Origin of the sequence: Limnohabitans sp., from assembly GCF_044361645.1 — a bacterium.
GTDB lineage: Bacteria > Pseudomonadota > Gammaproteobacteria > Burkholderiales > Burkholderiaceae_C > Limnohabitans_A.
In genome coordinates, this window is sequence record NZ_JBIKIL010000005.1 from 48655 (window position 1) to 64137 (window position 15483).

Here is a 15483-nt window from a genome sequence, read left to right on the forward strand (position 1 = left end):
CACAAACGCTGCACCTCAAAGATCACTCAAAAACGCTGCCTTGGCCTGGGCATGGCCCATGCTGTTGTCCCTGTCGGCCTTGCTCGCCCCCACCGCGGCCTCAGCGCAAAACACAAGCACAGCCGCCACCAAGGTCCGCATCAGCACATCGATGGGTGCGATCGAAGCCGAGTTGTATGCCGACAAAGCGCCCAAAACCGTGGCCAACTTTGTGCAATACGTCAACGACAAGCATTACGATGGCTTGATTTTTCACCGCGTGATTCCTGGCTTCATGGTGCAAGGCGGTGGTTATGACGGGCAATACCGCGAGAGGAAAACCCGCGCACCGGTCACCCACGAGGGCCGTCAAGCTCTGGCTGCTGGCCTGAAAAACACCACTGGCACCTTGGCCATGGCGCGCACCAACGACCCGCAATCGGCCACTGCGCAATTTTTCATCAACGTTGTGGACAACGCTTTTTTGGACCCCAATGTTCAAAATTTTGGCTACACGGTTTTTGGCAAAGTCACGTCCGGCATGGACGTGCTCCAAAAAATCAGGACCACCCCCACCGGTGCGGGCGGTCCCTTTTCATCCGATGTCCCCAAGGCACCGGTCATCATCCAATCCATCACCTTGTTGAAGTAACACCATGAGCAACCCCCAAGTCGAACTGCACATCACCGGCTACGGCGTCATCACCCTCGAGTTGGACGCGGACAAAGCCCCCAAATCAACCGAAAACTTTTTGGCCTATGTGAAGAAGGGCCACTACAACAACACGATTTTTCACCGTGTGATCCCCGGCTTCATGGTGCAAGGCGGTGGCTTTGAGCCGGGCATGGGCCAAAAGCCAACCGACGCGACCATCGAAAACGAGGCCAACAATGGCTTGAAAAACGACGAGTACACCGTGGCCATGGCCCGCACCTCGGCGCCGCACTCGGCCTCGTCGCAGTTCTTCGTCAACGTGGCCAAGAACGACTTCTTGAACCACACCGCCCCTTCCATGCAAGGCTGGGGCTATGCGGTGTTTGGCAAAGTGGTCAAGGGCACCGAAGTGGTGGACCAGATCAAAGCCGTGAAAACCGGCAACAAAGGCGGCCATGGCGATGTGCCCGTAGAAGATGTCGTGATCGAGAAAGCCGTCGCCTTGTGATCGCTTGAACCATGAGCGCGGCCCTGTCCAGTTGCCTGCCCCACATCGGCCGGGTCACAGCCCCAGCAGCATGGCAAACCGTCGACTTGATCTCTGACCTGCATTTGCAAGCCAGCGAACCGGCTACTTTCGAGGCTTGGCGAGATTTCATGGCCCGCACGCCCGCAGATGCGGTGTTCATCTTGGGCGATCTGTTTGAGGTCTGGGTGGGCGACGATGCCGTCGCGTCAGACCCTTTTTTGCAAGATTGCGCTCAGGTTTTGCGTCAGGCTGCACAGCGCATGCATGTCGGCCTGATGCAGGGCAACCGCGATTTTTTGTTGGGTCCTGCGTTTTTGGCGGCCTGCGGTGTGCATCCTTTGAACGACCCCAGCGTGCTGCAATGGGGGGGGCAAAATATTTTGCTCAGCCATGGCGACGCCCTGTGCTTGGACGACAGCGCCTACCAAGGCTTTCGCCAAGAGGTGCGCTCGGCCGAATGGCAAGAAGATTTTTTAGCCCAACCCCTGCAGCAAAGAATCGCTTTGGCGCGCGCGATGCGCCAGCAAAGCGAGTCCAACAAGCGCACCGCCGCAGTTCACGCCGATGCCGATTCTGACTTGGCTTTGCGCTGGCTCGATGCGGCCGATGCCAGCCATTTGGTGCACGGCCACACCCACCAAGCCGCAGACCACCCACTGGGCTCAGGCCAAAGGCATGTACTGAGCGACTGGTCACTCGACCATAGCCCCCAGAGGGCTCAGGTGTTCAGGCTAGAGCACCCGGGCGTCATGACACGCATCGATTGGCCACCCAGCGCTGTGCCGGGGCAGCTCCCTGCCCCAAAGGCCGGGTGAGCGGCCTGTTTGGCGATTGATTTGCAGGATCAGTTGCGCAACAAGTTTTTCAAGGCGTTTTGCAAGCGCCGAGCCGCCGTTTCTTCGTGGGGGCCAGACAGGACCTGGGCCACATCCTCAGCCCAGGTTTCGCTGGGGCCGGCTTGGTTGCGCTGGGTCAGCAATTGCAGCTGCAAGGCCCGGCGCGCAGCTTGGTGATCGGCCGGTGTGGGTACTTCGGCGGCAATCTCCAGCCGCAACAAAGCCGTCGCAGCGGCACGTTGAGGCTCTGCTGCAACAGCTTGGGCCCAAGCCTGGCGGGTTGACGCTTGAATGGCTTTGCCCATTTGCTGCACGCTGGGCAGCTGCTCAGCTTGGCGCTCTTGCCAAGCCGAGAGCAATTGGGTGAGCGTCTCACCATGGGCTTGTGCGGCCAGTTTGCGCAAGGACATCTCGGCGCGCTCCAAGGCCTCGCGTTGCGCCCGAAAGGCGGCATCGCCCAGACGGGGGCCCCGGTCTTCACGCCATTCGGTCCGTGCGTCACGTTCGCCAAAGCGACCCCCACCCGGCGGCGAAGAGCGCTCACCGGGGCGGGCATCGCGGCGACCGTCCCGACCCGCAGGAGCTGGGGTACGCTTTTGACCGGGCCGGTCATCACCGCGCACGGCCACCACGGGTTTGGGCGGCTTGACAGGCGCAGCCGGCGGTGTGGGCGCACCGACTGAGGCAGCCTGAGGGTCTGCGTCTGTATTTTCAGCATCCCCCTTGGCCGCTTGCAAGGCATCGCTGCCATCGGCTGAGGCAGCTGCAGCGGCTGATTCGCTGACGGAATGATCACCGGGCTCTGAAACGGCAGCGCCTGGTGCAGAGGTCTCATCGGCAAACTTGGGTGCAGCCGCATCGGAACCCTTGGGCGCTTGCGCATTGGCATGCACGGGCGTAGGCGTAGGCGCTGCGGCCCGCGCGGCTTGTCCGCGCAAGGCGAACTCCAAGGCGGCCATGGCGGCGCGAATTTTGGCTGCATCGCCACTGGCATTGGCCGCGTCCAAGGCTGTGGAGGCCTCGATGACCGCACGGTCATGCGCGCTCACGGGACCCGCGGCTTGCGGACGCTCAGGGCCTTTGCGCTGGAAAGCCTCGTCCAGCGGGGCACGGAACACTTCCCAGAGTTTTTGTTCGGTCTTGCGGTCCAGCGGCACCGACTGGGCTTCTTGTTGCCAGCGCTGCTGCAGGGCTTTGACGGCATCCACACGCAGCGCTGGGGCCGCAGCCAGTTCTTGGGCTTCCAAGATCAAGGCTTGACGGCGAGCCATGCTGGCTTTTTGAGCGGCCTCCAATGGCGCGGCAGCGGCTTTGAAAAGACTTTTCCAAAGGCCCTGCATTTCACCAAAGGCTTTTTCGCTCAGGTGACCGGCATTGCGCCAACGGTCAGCAAATTGGTGCAAAGCGCGCAGCTGCGCACGCCAGTCCTCGCTCAGCGCCATGGATGCAGTCCACGCTTTGACCTCTTCCATCAAGGCCAAGCGCTGGTTGCGCTGGTCGGCGGAGTCCTTTTTCATCTGCTCCAACCAGGCCAAGACTGATTTGTAGGCCTCGTTACAGGCCGCATCAAAGCGTTTCCACAGCGCGTGGTTGGGCAAGCCACCTTGGTCAATTTGCTTCCAACTGTCACGCAATTGGCGCAGTTTGTCTTGCATCTTGCGGCCGCCTACCGTGGGGACTTTGTCGGCATCCAACAAAGCCTCGGCTTGGTTCACCAAGTCTGAGCGCACTTGGTCAAGCAGCCATCGCTGCCACCCTTGGGCATCACCGGCAGCGGTCAAGGCTTTGTGCAAGCGCTCGTCCAAGCTGGTGTCCAGGTTTTTCGCGTGGGTCTTGAGTTCGCCGCGCAAGGCCGCTGCGGCCTCGGGCAATGGCGCGCCTTGGCTCAGTGTGATTTCTTTTTCCAGCGCTTGCAGCACATCGGTCACCGCTTTGGTGGCTTGTTCACGCAAGGCTTGGCGCTGCGCCGGGTCAACTTTGGGCTTGAGCGCTTTTTCGGCTTGGTCGGTCTTGTCTGCTTTTTCAAGCTTTTCAGGCGCTGAGGCCACGGACACGGGCGGATGGACATCGCCCCTCAAGCGCCGAATTTCATCGGCCCACACCGGCACAGGCGGCAAGGCCGCTGTGGCATCGGCCTGCGCCGTGCTGGCCAAAACAGCCGCAGCTGAGAAGCCATCCCAAACCGCTTGCAGCTGTTTGCCAGCGGCTTCCAGCTGCGAGGGGTACTTCAGCTCCACACTCGGCCAGACCGCGTTTTGGCTCAGGGCCTGAGCCTGGTTTTGCCATTGCGCCACATCGACCTGCAAACCGCTCTGCCCACCCAGCGCTTCGCTCAAGGGTTTGGTCGACAGCACCTCAATGCGCTGAGCCAACAGCACCGCCACTTCGCGTTGCACCATCACCTGGTGCTGCAGGTCTTCAACCCCTTTGACGACCTCGGTCAAGCGCTGCTTGAGGCCTGCAAGTGGCTCGCGTGACAGGGGCGCACCGGCCTTGGCCGCGTCGCGCTGCCAAGCCAGTGCGTCGGCCATGTTCAAGCGCGGCGCCTGCAACAACTGCTCGGCCTTGTGTGCCCATTCAGCGGCCAAGGCCTCTTGGCCGTGGCTGCGCTTGATCTCGTCCAGTTTTTCTTTGAGCAACTTGGCAACGCCCTTGTCGCGACCCGACAGCTCTCGGTAGACATCGGCCATCAAACTCTCGGCGGGCTCGCTCAACAGCCACTCACGCAAACGCACACTGCGCTCGGCAGAGTTGGGGGCTTTGAAAATACCCGCCACCAAGGGCTCAAGGGTGGCGATGTCAAAAGGCTTAGAAGATGAATTCACGGTCGTTACTTTTAAAACACAATGCCTGACTGTGCTGTTTTGAGATCGCCTCCAGTGGCGCTCGCAACAGCCTGTCAGTGGAGTTGACGTAGGGGGCCTATTTTCGCTGTTATTTGGCTCAGACAAGCCGCTGGCCCGCAAAGCTGTTCAATCTCTCTCAATTAACCGACATCGACCCAATTGATATAGGTAAAAGATTCTAATTTTTTAGTCCAATATACTTGACTGGTTATGATTCGTTTCTAAAATTTGCCTTTCATCCCCTTCAAGCGGACTGCCCAGCATGCTGTTTTGAGACTTCTTTTCAGGTCGCCGTTCCCGTTTTTTCTATTTCTTCACTTGGGCGGCAGTCAATCCAGCGCTCAAGCCTCTGGCCAATCCGCCCGAGATGGGTACACTGGGCCAACCACAAAACGCCATGAAAACCGACACCCGATGGAGCCGACTTGGACTGGTTTTGTCCACCGTGTTCAATGACATCCGCGCAGGCTTCTTAGACATCAGCCGCCACAGCTTAGCCCTGCTGGGCCTGGCTGTGGTCGTCGTCGTTTTGGCGGTAAGCGCCCGTGCGGACTTGCAAGCCAAAATCGGCAAGGGCTTGATGGCCTGGTTGGAAAAAAGACAGCTTCAACTCATCTTGGCCCAAGAGCAGGGGAGCGAACAAACCCCAGCCTCACGCACTGTGGCGGCCATGGCCAAGGACCTCAGCAGCGAGCAACTGGCCGTGACACAGTGGCTCAGCCGCAGGTACAAAGTGGCCCCCGAGCCTTTAGGGGCTCTGGTTCACGAGGCCTGGACGCTTGGCGAGCGCAGCCAAATTTCCCCCTCTTTGATTTTGTCGATTGTGGCGGTGGAATCGCGGTTCAACCCTTTTGCAGCGAGCAGCATCGGCACCTTGGGCTTGATGCAAATCGCACCTGAAACGCATGACGACGCACTTGCTGTGTTGGGCGGTCGCATGGCGGCATTTGACCCTTTGACCAATCTTCGCGTGGGCACACGCCTTTTGCAAAGCATGGTGCAACAGTCCGGCAGCATCGAAGAGGCGCTCAATCTTTACGCTTCAACCTCGGGCAAAGGCGATCCCAACCAATATGTACGGCGGGTGTTGGCTGAACAACAACACCTGGACATCATTGGCCAAAAAGCAGCCTTGGCAAACTCCCCCTTGGTCAGAAGCGACCCGGTCGCCACGCAGGCCCATGGACTTTGACCACCCCTGAAAACTTTCCGATACACCCTCTGGGCCACGCTTTGAGCCAGTGCTGGCGTCCCCTTGCAAGCGCCGACTGAGCCGCAGGCCAGCGAAGCGCCGCTGACTTGGCAGGGCCTGGGCCGGGGCAATGAGGCCACGCAGTGGGCTACACTGCAGGGCGCGCAACTGGCGATAGGAGCCTGTTTTTCTGCGAAACAGAGCACTCTGACGTGGAGCGTGATGGCCTTGGCTTGTCACCGAACCACTGGGAAGCGCGCAGCCCCTCCCGGCTTTTCAAGCCCGGCGGTGCTCTACAGCCGTTCGCCTGGGCAGCCCTTGTCAAAAACCTTGGTTTTTGGTCAAGGCCATTTCCATTCAAAGGACTGCCATGTACCACCGCAACACTCTGATTGAACAAACCGACCCCGAACTGTTCGCCGCCATTGAAGCGGAAAACGCCCGCCAAGAACACCACATCGAGTTGATCGCCAGCGAAAACTACGCATCGCCCGCGGTCATGGCCGCCCAAGGCAGCCAACTCACCAACAAATACGCCGAAGGCTATCCCGGCAAACGCTACTACGGCGGCTGTGAGCATGTGGACGTGGCCGAGCAACTGGCGATTGACCGCATCAAGCAAATCTACGGCGCAGAAGCCGCCAACGTGCAGCCGCATTGCGGCGCGTCGGCCAACGAGGCCGTGTTTTTGGCGTTTTTGAAGCCCGGCGACACGATTTTGGGCATGAGCTTGGCCGAGGGCGGGCACCTGACCCACGGCATGGCGCTGAACATGTCGGGCAAGTGGTTCAACGCCGTGTCTTACGGTTTGGACGCGAACGAAGCCATCGATTACGAGGCCATGGAAGCCCAGGCCCGCAAGCACAAGCCCAAGCTCATCATCGCGGGGGCTTCGGCCTATTCGCTGCACATCGACTGGGCCCGCTTTGCCAAGATTGCCAAAGAAGTCGGCGCCATCTTTTTGGTCGACATGGCCCACTACTCGGGTTTGATCGCGGCGGGCGTCTACCCCAACCCGGTGCCGCACGCCGACGTGGTCACCTCGACCACCCACAAGAGTTTGCGCGGCCCACGCGGCGGCATCATCTTGATGAAGGCCGAGCACGAAAAAGCCATCAACAGCGCCATTTTCCCCGGCCTGCAAGGCGGCCCGCTGATGCACGTGATCGCCGCCAAGGCCGTGGCCTTCAAAGAAGCCATGGCACCCGAGTTCAAAACCTACCAGGCCCAGGTGATCAAAAACGCGCAAATCATGGCCGAGGTGCTGACCCAGCGCGGCCTGCGCATTGTGAGCGGCGGCACCCAAAGCCATGTCATGTTGGTCGACTTGAGGGCCAAAGGCATCACCGGCAAAGTGGCTGAAGCCGCCTTGGGCAGTGCCCACATGACCATCAACAAGAACGCCATCCCGAACGACCCGGAAAAGCCGTTTGTGACCAGCGGTGTGCGCATCGGCACCCCGGCCATGACCACCCGGGGCTTCAAGGACGAAGAAGCCCGCGCCACCGCCCACCTGATCGCCGATGTGCTGGACAAGCCGCACGATGAAGCCAACATCGCGGCCGTGCGCGCCAAAGTCCACGCCTTGACCAGCCGCTTCCCGGTCTACAGCTGATCGGAGCACGCGATGAAATGCCCGTTTTGCGGTCACCTCGAAACCCAAGTGGTCGAGACACGCTTGGCCGAAGACGGGGACTTTATCCGCCGCCGCAGACAATGCGGCGCGTGCGAGAAACGCTTTACCACCTACGAAAAGCCAGAAGTCAACTTTCCAGCCATTGTCAAAAAAGATGGCAGGCGCATCGATTACCAACGTGAAAAGTTGCGCGCCAGCCTCAAACTGGCCTTGCGCAAACGGCCGGTGAGCACCGAACAAGTCGATGGCGCAATTGAAGGCATTGAGGAAAAATTGCTCAACATGGGCACGCGTGAGGTCGAGTCCCACCGCATCGGCGAATTGGTCATGCGCGCACTGAAAAAACTCGACAAAGTGGCCTACGTGCGCTTTGCCAGCGTGTACCGCAACTTTGAAGACATCGATGCCTTCAAAACGCTGGTGGACGAGGTGCAAAGCTGAAGACCAAGCGCTCAACAATCGGTCGGTGTGTCCGCCCTGGCTTTCTCTAAACGCGGCTTGCCCACCGCATTGATCACCACCCGCCAAGCGTCCGCTTGCCCTGCGCCGCACAAACGGATGGTGCCGGCCTGAAAAGCACCCGACCGGCTTTGGCTGCGGCCACTCGGCGCGTAAGAAACGAAGCGATCAACCGTGGCGTTGCCTTGGATCGTCAAAAACCCCGGCGCGGCCGCGTGCAACTGCAAAATCGTCTCATCCGCTTCGCGCCAGGTGTTTTGGTTGTCATCGACAAACACCAACCAACCTTGCGCCCAACTGCCTGCCGCAGCACAGGCCTGCTTGGCATCTCGAATGCACAGGGTGACGCGTTGCTGACGGCGCAAAGCCTCGCTGCGGGCCAACATCAGGCTGGCTTGCAACTGCTCTGCTTGGCTTTGCATTTGGTGCTTGTGCCTGAAAGCCTTGAAACTCGGCGCCGCCAAAGTGGCGAGCAAAGCCAGCAGCGCCAGCACCACCAAAACTTCCAGCAAGCTGAAACCCGGGTCTTTTGGGTGTGCACGCCTGGGCAGCGGGGTCAGCATTTGGTGCAGCCTGTACAAGTCATGATTAAGTATCCACAATATTGTGTCTTACCCACAGACAGGGGCTGTAGACATGCGCACCACCAAGCCGCCAAAGCGACCCTTCCCGTTCGCACGGACTTTGGGCTTCACGCTGAGCGAGTTGATGGTCAGCCTGGCCCTGATGGGGGTGTTGGCCGCCCTGGCTTGGCCTGCCTATCAGGCACAAAAACGCCAAGCCCGGCGCATCGACGCACAGAGCGCTTTGCTGCAACTGCAATTGGACCAAGCCCGCTGGCGCAGCACGCAAGCCACCCACGCCAGTGATCTCAGCAGCTTGGGCTGGCCCAGCGACCGCTCGCCCGCTGGGCACTACCGCATCACGATCGAGAACGCCTTGGCCGAGGGCTACACCCTGCTGGCAACGCCGCTGGGCACGCAAGCGGCTGACGCTGCCTGCAACCCAATGCGCTTGCAACTGCAACACACGGCCACCGTGGTGCTCAGTGCCGGTGCCGACGTCAGCGGCGACCCCAAGCGATGCTGGCGGCAATGACCCACCCCAAAGCGCCACAAAGGCCCGCCATGCACACCCTGCCCCACACGGCCAAGGCACATCAGCACCCGCCGGCACAACGTGGTGAAACTTTGGTCGGCTTGTTGGTGGGCATGGCCATGGGTTTGGTGGTCTTGGCGGCAGGCAGTCACATGTTGGCGCAACACCTGCGCGGGCACCAATGGGCTTTGCAAGACAGCCACCTGCACCACGACCTGCGCGCTGCGCTCGACACCATGGCCACAGCCCTGCGCCAAGCACAGTTTGTGGGTGAAGCGGCAACTGAGCGCTCGGCCACCGGTTGCCAAGACCCCTTCTGTAGCGGCCCAGCCGGTCTCTCGATAGCCGGTCAGCGCATCGATTTTGGCCACGACCGCGACTTGGATGGCCGCTTGGACAACAACGAATGCACCGGCTTTCGGCTGCACCAAAACAAGCTTCAGGTGCGCACCGCCTGTACCCCTGAAGTGTGGACCGATCTGACCGACGCAGGCAGTCTGAAAATGACCCAACTGCAATGGCAATTGCACTGCGAACCACGCGGTCCTTGGTTGGCGCGGTGGGTGACCGTGCATGTGCATGCCCAGTGGCCACGCGAAAGTGCGCGGCAGTTGCAGATTTCGCAAACTGTTGGGCTGCGCAACCACGTGGCCGCCACCCCTTGGCCCACCGCATGTGGGCAGATCCCATGAGCACACAACCCGTCCTGCAAAAGGGTGTGATCACCTTGATGGTGGTCACCAGTTTGGTCATGTTGGCCAGTTTGGCGGGCTTTTACAGCGCCCGCAGTGTGTTGACCGACCAATTGGCCAGCAAGCACCAAAACCAAGCCACCCAAGCTCGCTTGGCCGCCGAAGCCGCTTTGGCATGGGCGCGCGCTGAACTTGCCCGGCAATACGCCAGCCAGCCAGAGGGCACGTTGGCACCAAGCGCCAACGCTCGCAGCGCCTGCCCTGCTGGTCATACAGGTGACCAGTGGCAATGCAGCCTGATGTCTGCGCCTGTACACCCGTCCATGCCAGAGACAGTCTCGCAAGTTTTGACGGTGCGCGATGTGGTCCGATCACCGCATGTGGTGGGCTTGTGGGCCAGCGCCACATTGGCCGACAGCCGCAGCCAAGGCCGCGTTCAGGCCAGCGTGTTTGTGCCCAGTGTGGCTCCGGCCCCAAGCGGCTCAAGCGCAGCGGCTTTGGTGCTCAACGGCTGTGCCTCAGCAGCCGCCAGTGCGGCCCTGAGTGTGTGCCCCTTGAGCTCAGACAGCGCCGCTTGCAGCGGCGCAGCCTCTGGCGCTGTGCTGCACAGCCTTAGACTGCACGCCCCAGATGGCAACGGCCTGATCTCAGATGCGCAACGCAGCCACTGCTTGGGCTTGTTACCCCAGCATTTGCCCGCAGGCGGTGTGCTCACCGGCGAGCTCTCCAGCGCCTTGAACGGTGTGCAAAGTGCCGCGCCAGCCGCCCCCCCGTGCACGGCCTTGGCTTGGCGGCACGTGCTGGGCGACATCACGCCCGCGCAAATCCAAGCTTGGTCGCAAGCGCAAGAGCGCCAAGGTCTGCACGCGCAAAGCCAACCCCAGCGCTCCATTTACTGGGTAGACCAAGCCACCCCTTGGACACAAAGCCTGGGCACGGCAGATGCCCCGGTGTTGTTGGTGTTCTCAGACACAGCCTGTGCACTGCGCTGCCCCAGCATCGCCAGCGGGGTGCGCATTTGGGGCACTGTGGTGCTGCAAACGCAATGCCAAGACCACAAAGCCCAGGCATGGCGCGCCGGGCGCATCGATGGGCAATTGGTGGTGGAGTCCAGTTTGATCGATCTGCAAAGCGACAGCCACATTCAGGCCCGAAGCCAGCCGCGAGCGGCTTACCGCTTGGACTGGCCCGCTGGCATCGATGCCAGCCGAGTGCAGGGCATCCCGGGCAGTTGGCGTGAAGGCCCACCGTGAGCACGCCCAAACCACGGAACGCACAGCAGGGCCTGGCCTTGCTGGAGGCCTTGGTGGCTTCGGCCGTGCTGGGCATTGGCTTGGCTGGGGCCACCCGCTTGACCCTGCATGCGCTGCAAACCGCCAGCGATACCCGCCAGCACAGCCTGGCCACCACCTTGGCGGCACAGGCCATGGATTGCCTGCAATCGGGCCGGCATGGCTGCGCGATCACCCACCCCATCACTGTGCAGGGCACGCCCTACACGATCACCCACCAACTGCGCGAAAGACCCGGCCTGGCACTGATGGATGTCACCGTCCAAGTGCAATGGCCCCTCAAAGGCCGAGCACATGTGGGCACAAGCCGGCAGGCCAACTCGCCCGCCGAGCAAGGCAATGGTCTCATGGTGTTGCACAGCAGCATTGACCAAGTACCTGCTTGGCTTAGCGTATCCTCACCCTGATACATTGACCATGCGCTTTTGACCGTGACCTCCCCCGACCGCCCCACGCCCAACCGCCCTGAACCTGCTGCCCGTGCCTCTGGTGTGGCCGATGTCGCCGCTTTCGGGCCTGCACCGGCCGCTGCTGAGCCTTGTGCCCCCGAGCAGCTGATGCACAAGGCCTTGCAGGTGGCCGCGCGTGCCATGTACCTGAGCGCACCCAACCCGCGTGTGGGCTGCATCATCACCGCCGCCGATGGCAGCGTACTGGGCCAAGGCCATACCCAAGGCGCGGGCGGTCCACACGCCGAAATCATGGCACTGCGCGACGCGGCCGAGCGAGGCCACAACAGCCTGCAGCAAGCCACCGCCTGGGTCACACTGGAGCCATGCGCCCACCAAGGCCGCACTGGGCCGTGTTGTGACGCGCTCAGCGCGGCAGGCATTGGCCGGGTGGTGGCGGCAATGATCGACCCCAACCCGAAAGTGGCTGGGCTGGGCATGGCGCGCCTGGCCGCAGCAGGTGTGCAAACCCAGGTGCTGCCTCCCCACAGTGCCTTGGCCCACCAAGCCCGCGAACTCAACATCGGCTTTTTCAGCCGCATGGAACGCGGCAGGCCCTGGCTACGCATGAAAGTGGCCAGCTCTTTGGACGGGCAAACTGGCCTGCAAAACGGCCACAGCCAATGGATCACAGGCCCCGAAGCCCGCAGCGACGGCCACGCATGGCGAGCCCGCGCTTGCGCGGTACTCACGGGCATTGGCACCATCCTTGAAGACGATCCGCAACTCAATGTGCGAGGCCACAACACCCCGCGTCAACCGCATTTGGTGGTGGTAGACAGCCGCTTGGACCTGCCACTCACGGCTCAATTGCTGTCCCCACAAGCCACTGCTGAGCCAGCTCGGCAAATCTGGCTCTACCACGCCACCGACCCCCAAGACCAGCAACACCGCCCCAAACGCGCTGCGCTCACAGCGCGGGGCGTCCAACTCATCGAGATGCCCGGCCCCGGCGGCAAGGTCAATCTGTCGGGCATGCTGAGCGACTTGGCACGCCGCGAAGTCAACGAGTTGCATGTCGAGGCCGGTCACAAACTCAACGGCTCTTTCATTCGTGAAGGCCTGGTGGACGAATACTTGGTCTACATGGCCCCTCGCTTGATTGGCCCGGGTCAAGGCATGGCCATGCTGCCTGCGCTGGCTGCGCTGCACGACTCGGTGCAGCTGAGCTTTCACGCGGTGGACCGCATCGGGCCCGACCTGCGCCTGCTGCTGCGCCGGGCCTGAAGCTTAAAGATCCAGCGCAAAATTCAGTGTTTTCACGCCGTTTGCTGTGCCCAGCAGACACACTTGGGCCTTTTGCAAGGCAAACACCCCCACCGTGACCACGCCCGGCCACTGGCTCACGGAATGCTCAAACGCCACCGGGTCAGCGATGTGCAGGCCCCTGACATCCACCAGGTGCTGGCCGTTGTCGGTGACCCAAGGCTGGCCATCTTTCAAGCGCACACTGGCCACGCCGCCCATGGCGGCAAATTGGCGCATCACGCGGGCCGTGGCCATGGGCACCACTTCCACCGGCAGGGGGAAAGCCCCCAAGGTCTGCACCAGCTTGCTCTCGTCGGCGATGCAGACAAACAACTGCGACTGCGCCGCCACGATTTTTTCGCGCGTCAGGGCCGCGCCCCCGCCTTTGACCATGTGGCCTTGGTGGTCGATCTCGTCCGCACCGTCGATGTAGACCGACAGGCTCTCTGTCTCGTTGCTGTCGAACACTGGAATGCCCAGGGCCTTGAGGCGTGCGGTGGAAGCTTCAGAGCTGGACACCGCACCCTTGATCTGGTCTTTCATGGTTGCCAAGGCGTCGAGAAAAAAGTTCACTGTGGAGCCGGTGCCCACACCAACGATCTCACCGGGAACAACGTATTTCAGGGCGGCTTGGCCCACCAGGGCTTTGAGTTCGTCTTGGGTCATGAAAACATTCGGTTGGGGGATGAAAAAGCTCGGGCTGGGGTTTGCGACAATCGCAGGGCCACGACTCACACGCCGCAGCCCCCTTGCGCCAGCCCGGAATTATCCAATGTCCATGATCCCCTACGCCCTCGCCCGCTCGATTTTGTTCAAGATGGACCCCGAAGAGGCCCATGATTTGACCATCGAAGGCCTGGCCCGCACGCAAAACACCCCGCTCGACCGCGTTTACCGCCAACCCTTTGTGGCCCAAGCCGTCACACTGGCAGGCCTGCACTTTCCCAACCGGGTGGGCCTGGCCGCCGGGTTGGACAAAAACGCCCGCTGCATCGACGGCCTGGGGGCCATGGGTTTTGGTTTTGTCGAAGTTGGCACCGTCACACCCAAAGCGCAGCCCGGCAACCCCAAACCGCGCATGTTCCGCCTGCCCGAAGCCCAAGCGCTGATCAACCGCCTGGGTTTCAACAACGACGGGCTGGACGCCTTTGTGGCCAACGTCAAACGCTCCAAGTTCCGCCAGCAAGGTCGCCTGCTGGGCTTGAACATCGGCAAAAACGCCGCCACACCCATCGAAAACGCCACCGACGACTATGTGCTGGCCCTGAGCGGGGTGTACCCCCACGCCGACTACGTGACGGTCAACATCTCCAGCCCCAACACGAAAAACCTGCGCGCCCTGCAAAGCGACGAAGCACTCGACGGTTTGCTGGGCGCGCTGGTGGCTCGGCGCGAAAAACTGGCTGCCGAGCATGGCCGCCGCGTGCCCATGTTCCTCAAAATCGCACCCGACCTGGACGAGACGCAAGTGGGCGTGATCGCCGCCACCTTGCAAAAACACGGCATGGACGGCGTGATCGCCACCAACACCACCTTGGCCCGCGACGCCGTGAGCGGCCTGCCGCATGCCGAAGAAAAGGGCGGCCTGTCCGGCTCACCCGTGCTGCAAGGGAGCAACCGCGTGATTCGCCAGCTGCGTGCGGCCTTGGGCAAAGACTTCCCCATCATCGGCGTGGGCGGCATCCTGAGCGGGTACGACGCCATCGCCAAGATCGAGGCCGGGGCCGACGTGGTGCAAATCTACACCGGCCTCATCTTCAAAGGCCCTGCGCTGGTGACCGAAGTGGCGAGCGCCTTGCAGCAGATGAGGCCTTGATCACAAGGCCGCATGCTGTGGTGCCAACGAAACAATTGGGATCTGACCCCGTTTTTACAATTTATTGAGGTGAACACCATGAACGCACAAACCGCACACGATGACGACGATATGCCCGCAGAAATTGATTTCTCCGGAGCCAAGCGCGGCCAGTTTCATAGGGATGGTGCGCAATTAAATATACCGGTCTACCTGGATCAGAAAGTGCAGAACACTCTGGCCGCGCTGGCCAGTGCCAAGGGTGTGGAATTTTCTGCGCTGATCAATGACTTGCTCAAAAAGGATATAGAGTTGATTGAGATGGCGCGTTGACGCCCGCGCCGCTGCGCGTGGTCACCAGCGCAAAGGTCATGCCTGCCGCTTGCAGGTAATGGCGGTATTCTCTGACGCCGTTGGCTTTGATCTCTTTTTCAAACAAGAGCGCGTTGTTCTGGCCGTGCAGGTACCAGGTGGTGCCGCCCATCATGTTGGTGGGAGCGTTGGCCGTCAGGGTGACGGTTTGTTTGACACGTTGGTGTTCGGGGCCGTAGACAAAGGCGAGTGTGCGGTCGGAGGTGGCTGTGGTGGCGCTGTTGCTTTGACCCTTTTACAAGACTCGGCGGATTCAAAAGTGAAGTGCAACACCTGCCAACCCTGTAAGGTCCGCAGATGCAAAGCACTCCATTGAAACACTACAAACAGATCCAACCCGAAGAGCGCGTGACTCTCGCCAGCCTCCATGTTCAGAACTTCACCGTGCGAGAGATTGCCCGAACC

17 protein-coding genes and 1 riboswitch are annotated in these 15483 nt (G+C 61.2%); of the genes, 13 read left to right on the forward strand and 4 right to left on the reverse strand.

Annotated elements, in window-relative coordinates; translation table 11 throughout:
- Positions 1–58: 58 nt before the first annotated feature.
- From ACIQ39_RS01740 to ACIQ39_RS01750, 3 genes are read left to right on the forward strand one after another with little or no spacing between them, the layout of a single operon-like run.
- Entirely contained in the window at positions 59–631 is a 573-nt protein-coding gene (locus tag ACIQ39_RS01740) for a peptidylprolyl isomerase (RefSeq protein WP_396432898.1), read from the forward strand.
- Between the two features lie 4 nt (positions 632–635).
- Positions 636–1142, forward strand: coding sequence for a peptidylprolyl isomerase (locus tag ACIQ39_RS01745; protein ID WP_396432882.1), 507 nt, complete (start codon positions 636–638; stop codon positions 1140–1142).
- Positions 1143–1153: 11 nt separating this feature from the next.
- A complete protein-coding gene (locus tag ACIQ39_RS01750) occupies positions 1154–1978 on the forward strand; it encodes a UDP-2,3-diacylglucosamine diphosphatase (RefSeq protein WP_396432883.1) in 825 nt (274 codons plus the stop codon).
- A 29-nt stretch (positions 1979–2007) separates the two neighbouring features.
- Here ACIQ39_RS01750 and ACIQ39_RS01755 read toward each other — a convergent pair whose 3' ends face one another.
- Complete coding sequence (locus ACIQ39_RS01755) at positions 2008–4824, reverse strand: DUF349 domain-containing protein (RefSeq protein WP_396432884.1); 2817 nt, start codon at positions 4822–4824, stop codon at positions 2008–2010.
- A 418-nt stretch (positions 4825–5242) separates the two neighbouring features.
- Between ACIQ39_RS01755 and ACIQ39_RS01760 the strand changes: the two genes are divergently transcribed.
- The 3 genes from ACIQ39_RS01760 (at position 5243) to nrdR (ending at position 8114) form a co-directional block, all read left to right on the forward strand.
- A complete protein-coding gene (locus tag ACIQ39_RS01760) occupies positions 5243–6037 on the forward strand; it encodes a transglycosylase SLT domain-containing protein (RefSeq protein WP_396432885.1) in 795 nt (264 codons plus the stop codon).
- A 154-nt stretch (positions 6038–6191) separates the two neighbouring features.
- Positions 6192–6357: riboswitch (ZMP/ZTP riboswitch) on the forward strand.
- A 50-nt stretch (positions 6358–6407) separates the two neighbouring features.
- Positions 6408–7652 carry a serine hydroxymethyltransferase gene (glyA, locus tag ACIQ39_RS01765; RefSeq protein WP_396432886.1) on the forward strand — a complete coding sequence of 415 codons (1245 nt, stop codon included), beginning with the start codon at positions 6408–6410 and terminating at the stop codon, positions 7650–7652.
- Positions 7653–7664: 12 nt separating this feature from the next.
- Positions 7665–8114 carry a transcriptional regulator NrdR gene (gene nrdR / locus ACIQ39_RS01770; protein ID WP_396432887.1) on the forward strand — a complete coding sequence of 150 codons (450 nt, stop codon included), beginning with the start codon at positions 7665–7667 and terminating at the stop codon, positions 8112–8114.
- An 11-nt stretch (positions 8115–8125) separates the two neighbouring features.
- On the opposite strand, the gene ACIQ39_RS01775 is transcribed toward nrdR, so the two are convergent.
- Positions 8126–8695, reverse strand: a complete 570-nt coding sequence (locus tag ACIQ39_RS01775; RefSeq protein ID WP_396432888.1) for a GspH/FimT family protein — start codon at positions 8693–8695, stop codon at positions 8126–8128.
- 73 nt (positions 8696–8768) lie between these two features.
- Between ACIQ39_RS01775 and ACIQ39_RS01780 the strand changes: the two genes are divergently transcribed.
- The 5 genes from ACIQ39_RS01780 to ribD all read left to right on the forward strand — a co-directional run bounded on the left by ACIQ39_RS01780 (position 8769) and on the right by ribD (position 12890).
- Positions 8769–9230, forward strand: a complete 462-nt coding sequence (locus tag ACIQ39_RS01780; RefSeq protein WP_396432889.1) for a type IV pilin protein — start codon at positions 8769–8771, stop codon at positions 9228–9230.
- Between the two features lie 29 nt (positions 9231–9259).
- Positions 9260–9922 carry a PilW family protein gene (locus ACIQ39_RS01785; protein WP_396432890.1) on the forward strand — a complete coding sequence of 221 codons (663 nt, stop codon included), beginning with the start codon at positions 9260–9262 and terminating at the stop codon, positions 9920–9922.
- Positions 9919–11175: a hypothetical protein gene (locus tag ACIQ39_RS01790; protein ID WP_396432891.1), complete on the forward strand. Its 1257-nt coding sequence runs from the start codon at positions 9919–9921 to the stop codon at positions 11173–11175. The genes ACIQ39_RS01785 and ACIQ39_RS01790 overlap by 4 nt, the downstream gene beginning before the upstream one ends.
- Positions 11172–11621: a prepilin-type N-terminal cleavage/methylation domain-containing protein gene (locus ACIQ39_RS01795; protein ID WP_396432892.1), complete on the forward strand. Its 450-nt coding sequence runs from the start codon at positions 11172–11174 to the stop codon at positions 11619–11621. Before ACIQ39_RS01790 ends, ACIQ39_RS01795 begins: the two co-directional genes overlap by 4 nt.
- Positions 11622–11771: 150 nt before the next feature.
- Complete coding sequence (ribD, locus tag ACIQ39_RS01800; RefSeq protein ID WP_396432899.1) at positions 11772–12890, forward strand: bifunctional diaminohydroxyphosphoribosylaminopyrimidine deaminase/5-amino-6-(5-phosphoribosylamino)uracil reductase RibD; 1119 nt, start codon at positions 11772–11774, stop codon at positions 12888–12890.
- Between the two features lie 3 nt (positions 12891–12893).
- Here ribD and rpiA read toward each other — a convergent pair whose 3' ends face one another.
- Positions 12894–13577: a ribose-5-phosphate isomerase RpiA gene (rpiA, locus tag ACIQ39_RS01805; protein WP_396432893.1), complete on the reverse strand. Its 684-nt coding sequence runs from the start codon at positions 13575–13577 to the stop codon at positions 12894–12896.
- 106 nt (positions 13578–13683) lie between these two features.
- Between rpiA and ACIQ39_RS01810 the strand changes: the two genes are divergently transcribed.
- Together ACIQ39_RS01810 and ACIQ39_RS01815 are read left to right on the forward strand one after the other, a co-directional pair.
- Complete coding sequence (locus tag ACIQ39_RS01810; protein ID WP_396432894.1) at positions 13684–14727, forward strand: quinone-dependent dihydroorotate dehydrogenase; 1044 nt, start codon at positions 13684–13686, stop codon at positions 14725–14727.
- 78 nt (positions 14728–14805) lie between these two features.
- Positions 14806–15039, forward strand: a complete 234-nt coding sequence (locus tag ACIQ39_RS01815) for a hypothetical protein (protein WP_396432895.1) — start codon at positions 14806–14808, stop codon at positions 15037–15039.
- Here the strand turns inward: ACIQ39_RS01815 and ACIQ39_RS01820 are convergent.
- Positions 15002–15193: a hypothetical protein gene (locus ACIQ39_RS01820; protein WP_396432896.1), complete on the reverse strand. Its 192-nt coding sequence runs from the start codon at positions 15191–15193 to the stop codon at positions 15002–15004. The two genes, ACIQ39_RS01815 and ACIQ39_RS01820, sit on opposite strands and share 38 nt — an antisense overlap.
- Positions 15194–15483: the final 290 nt, after the last annotated feature.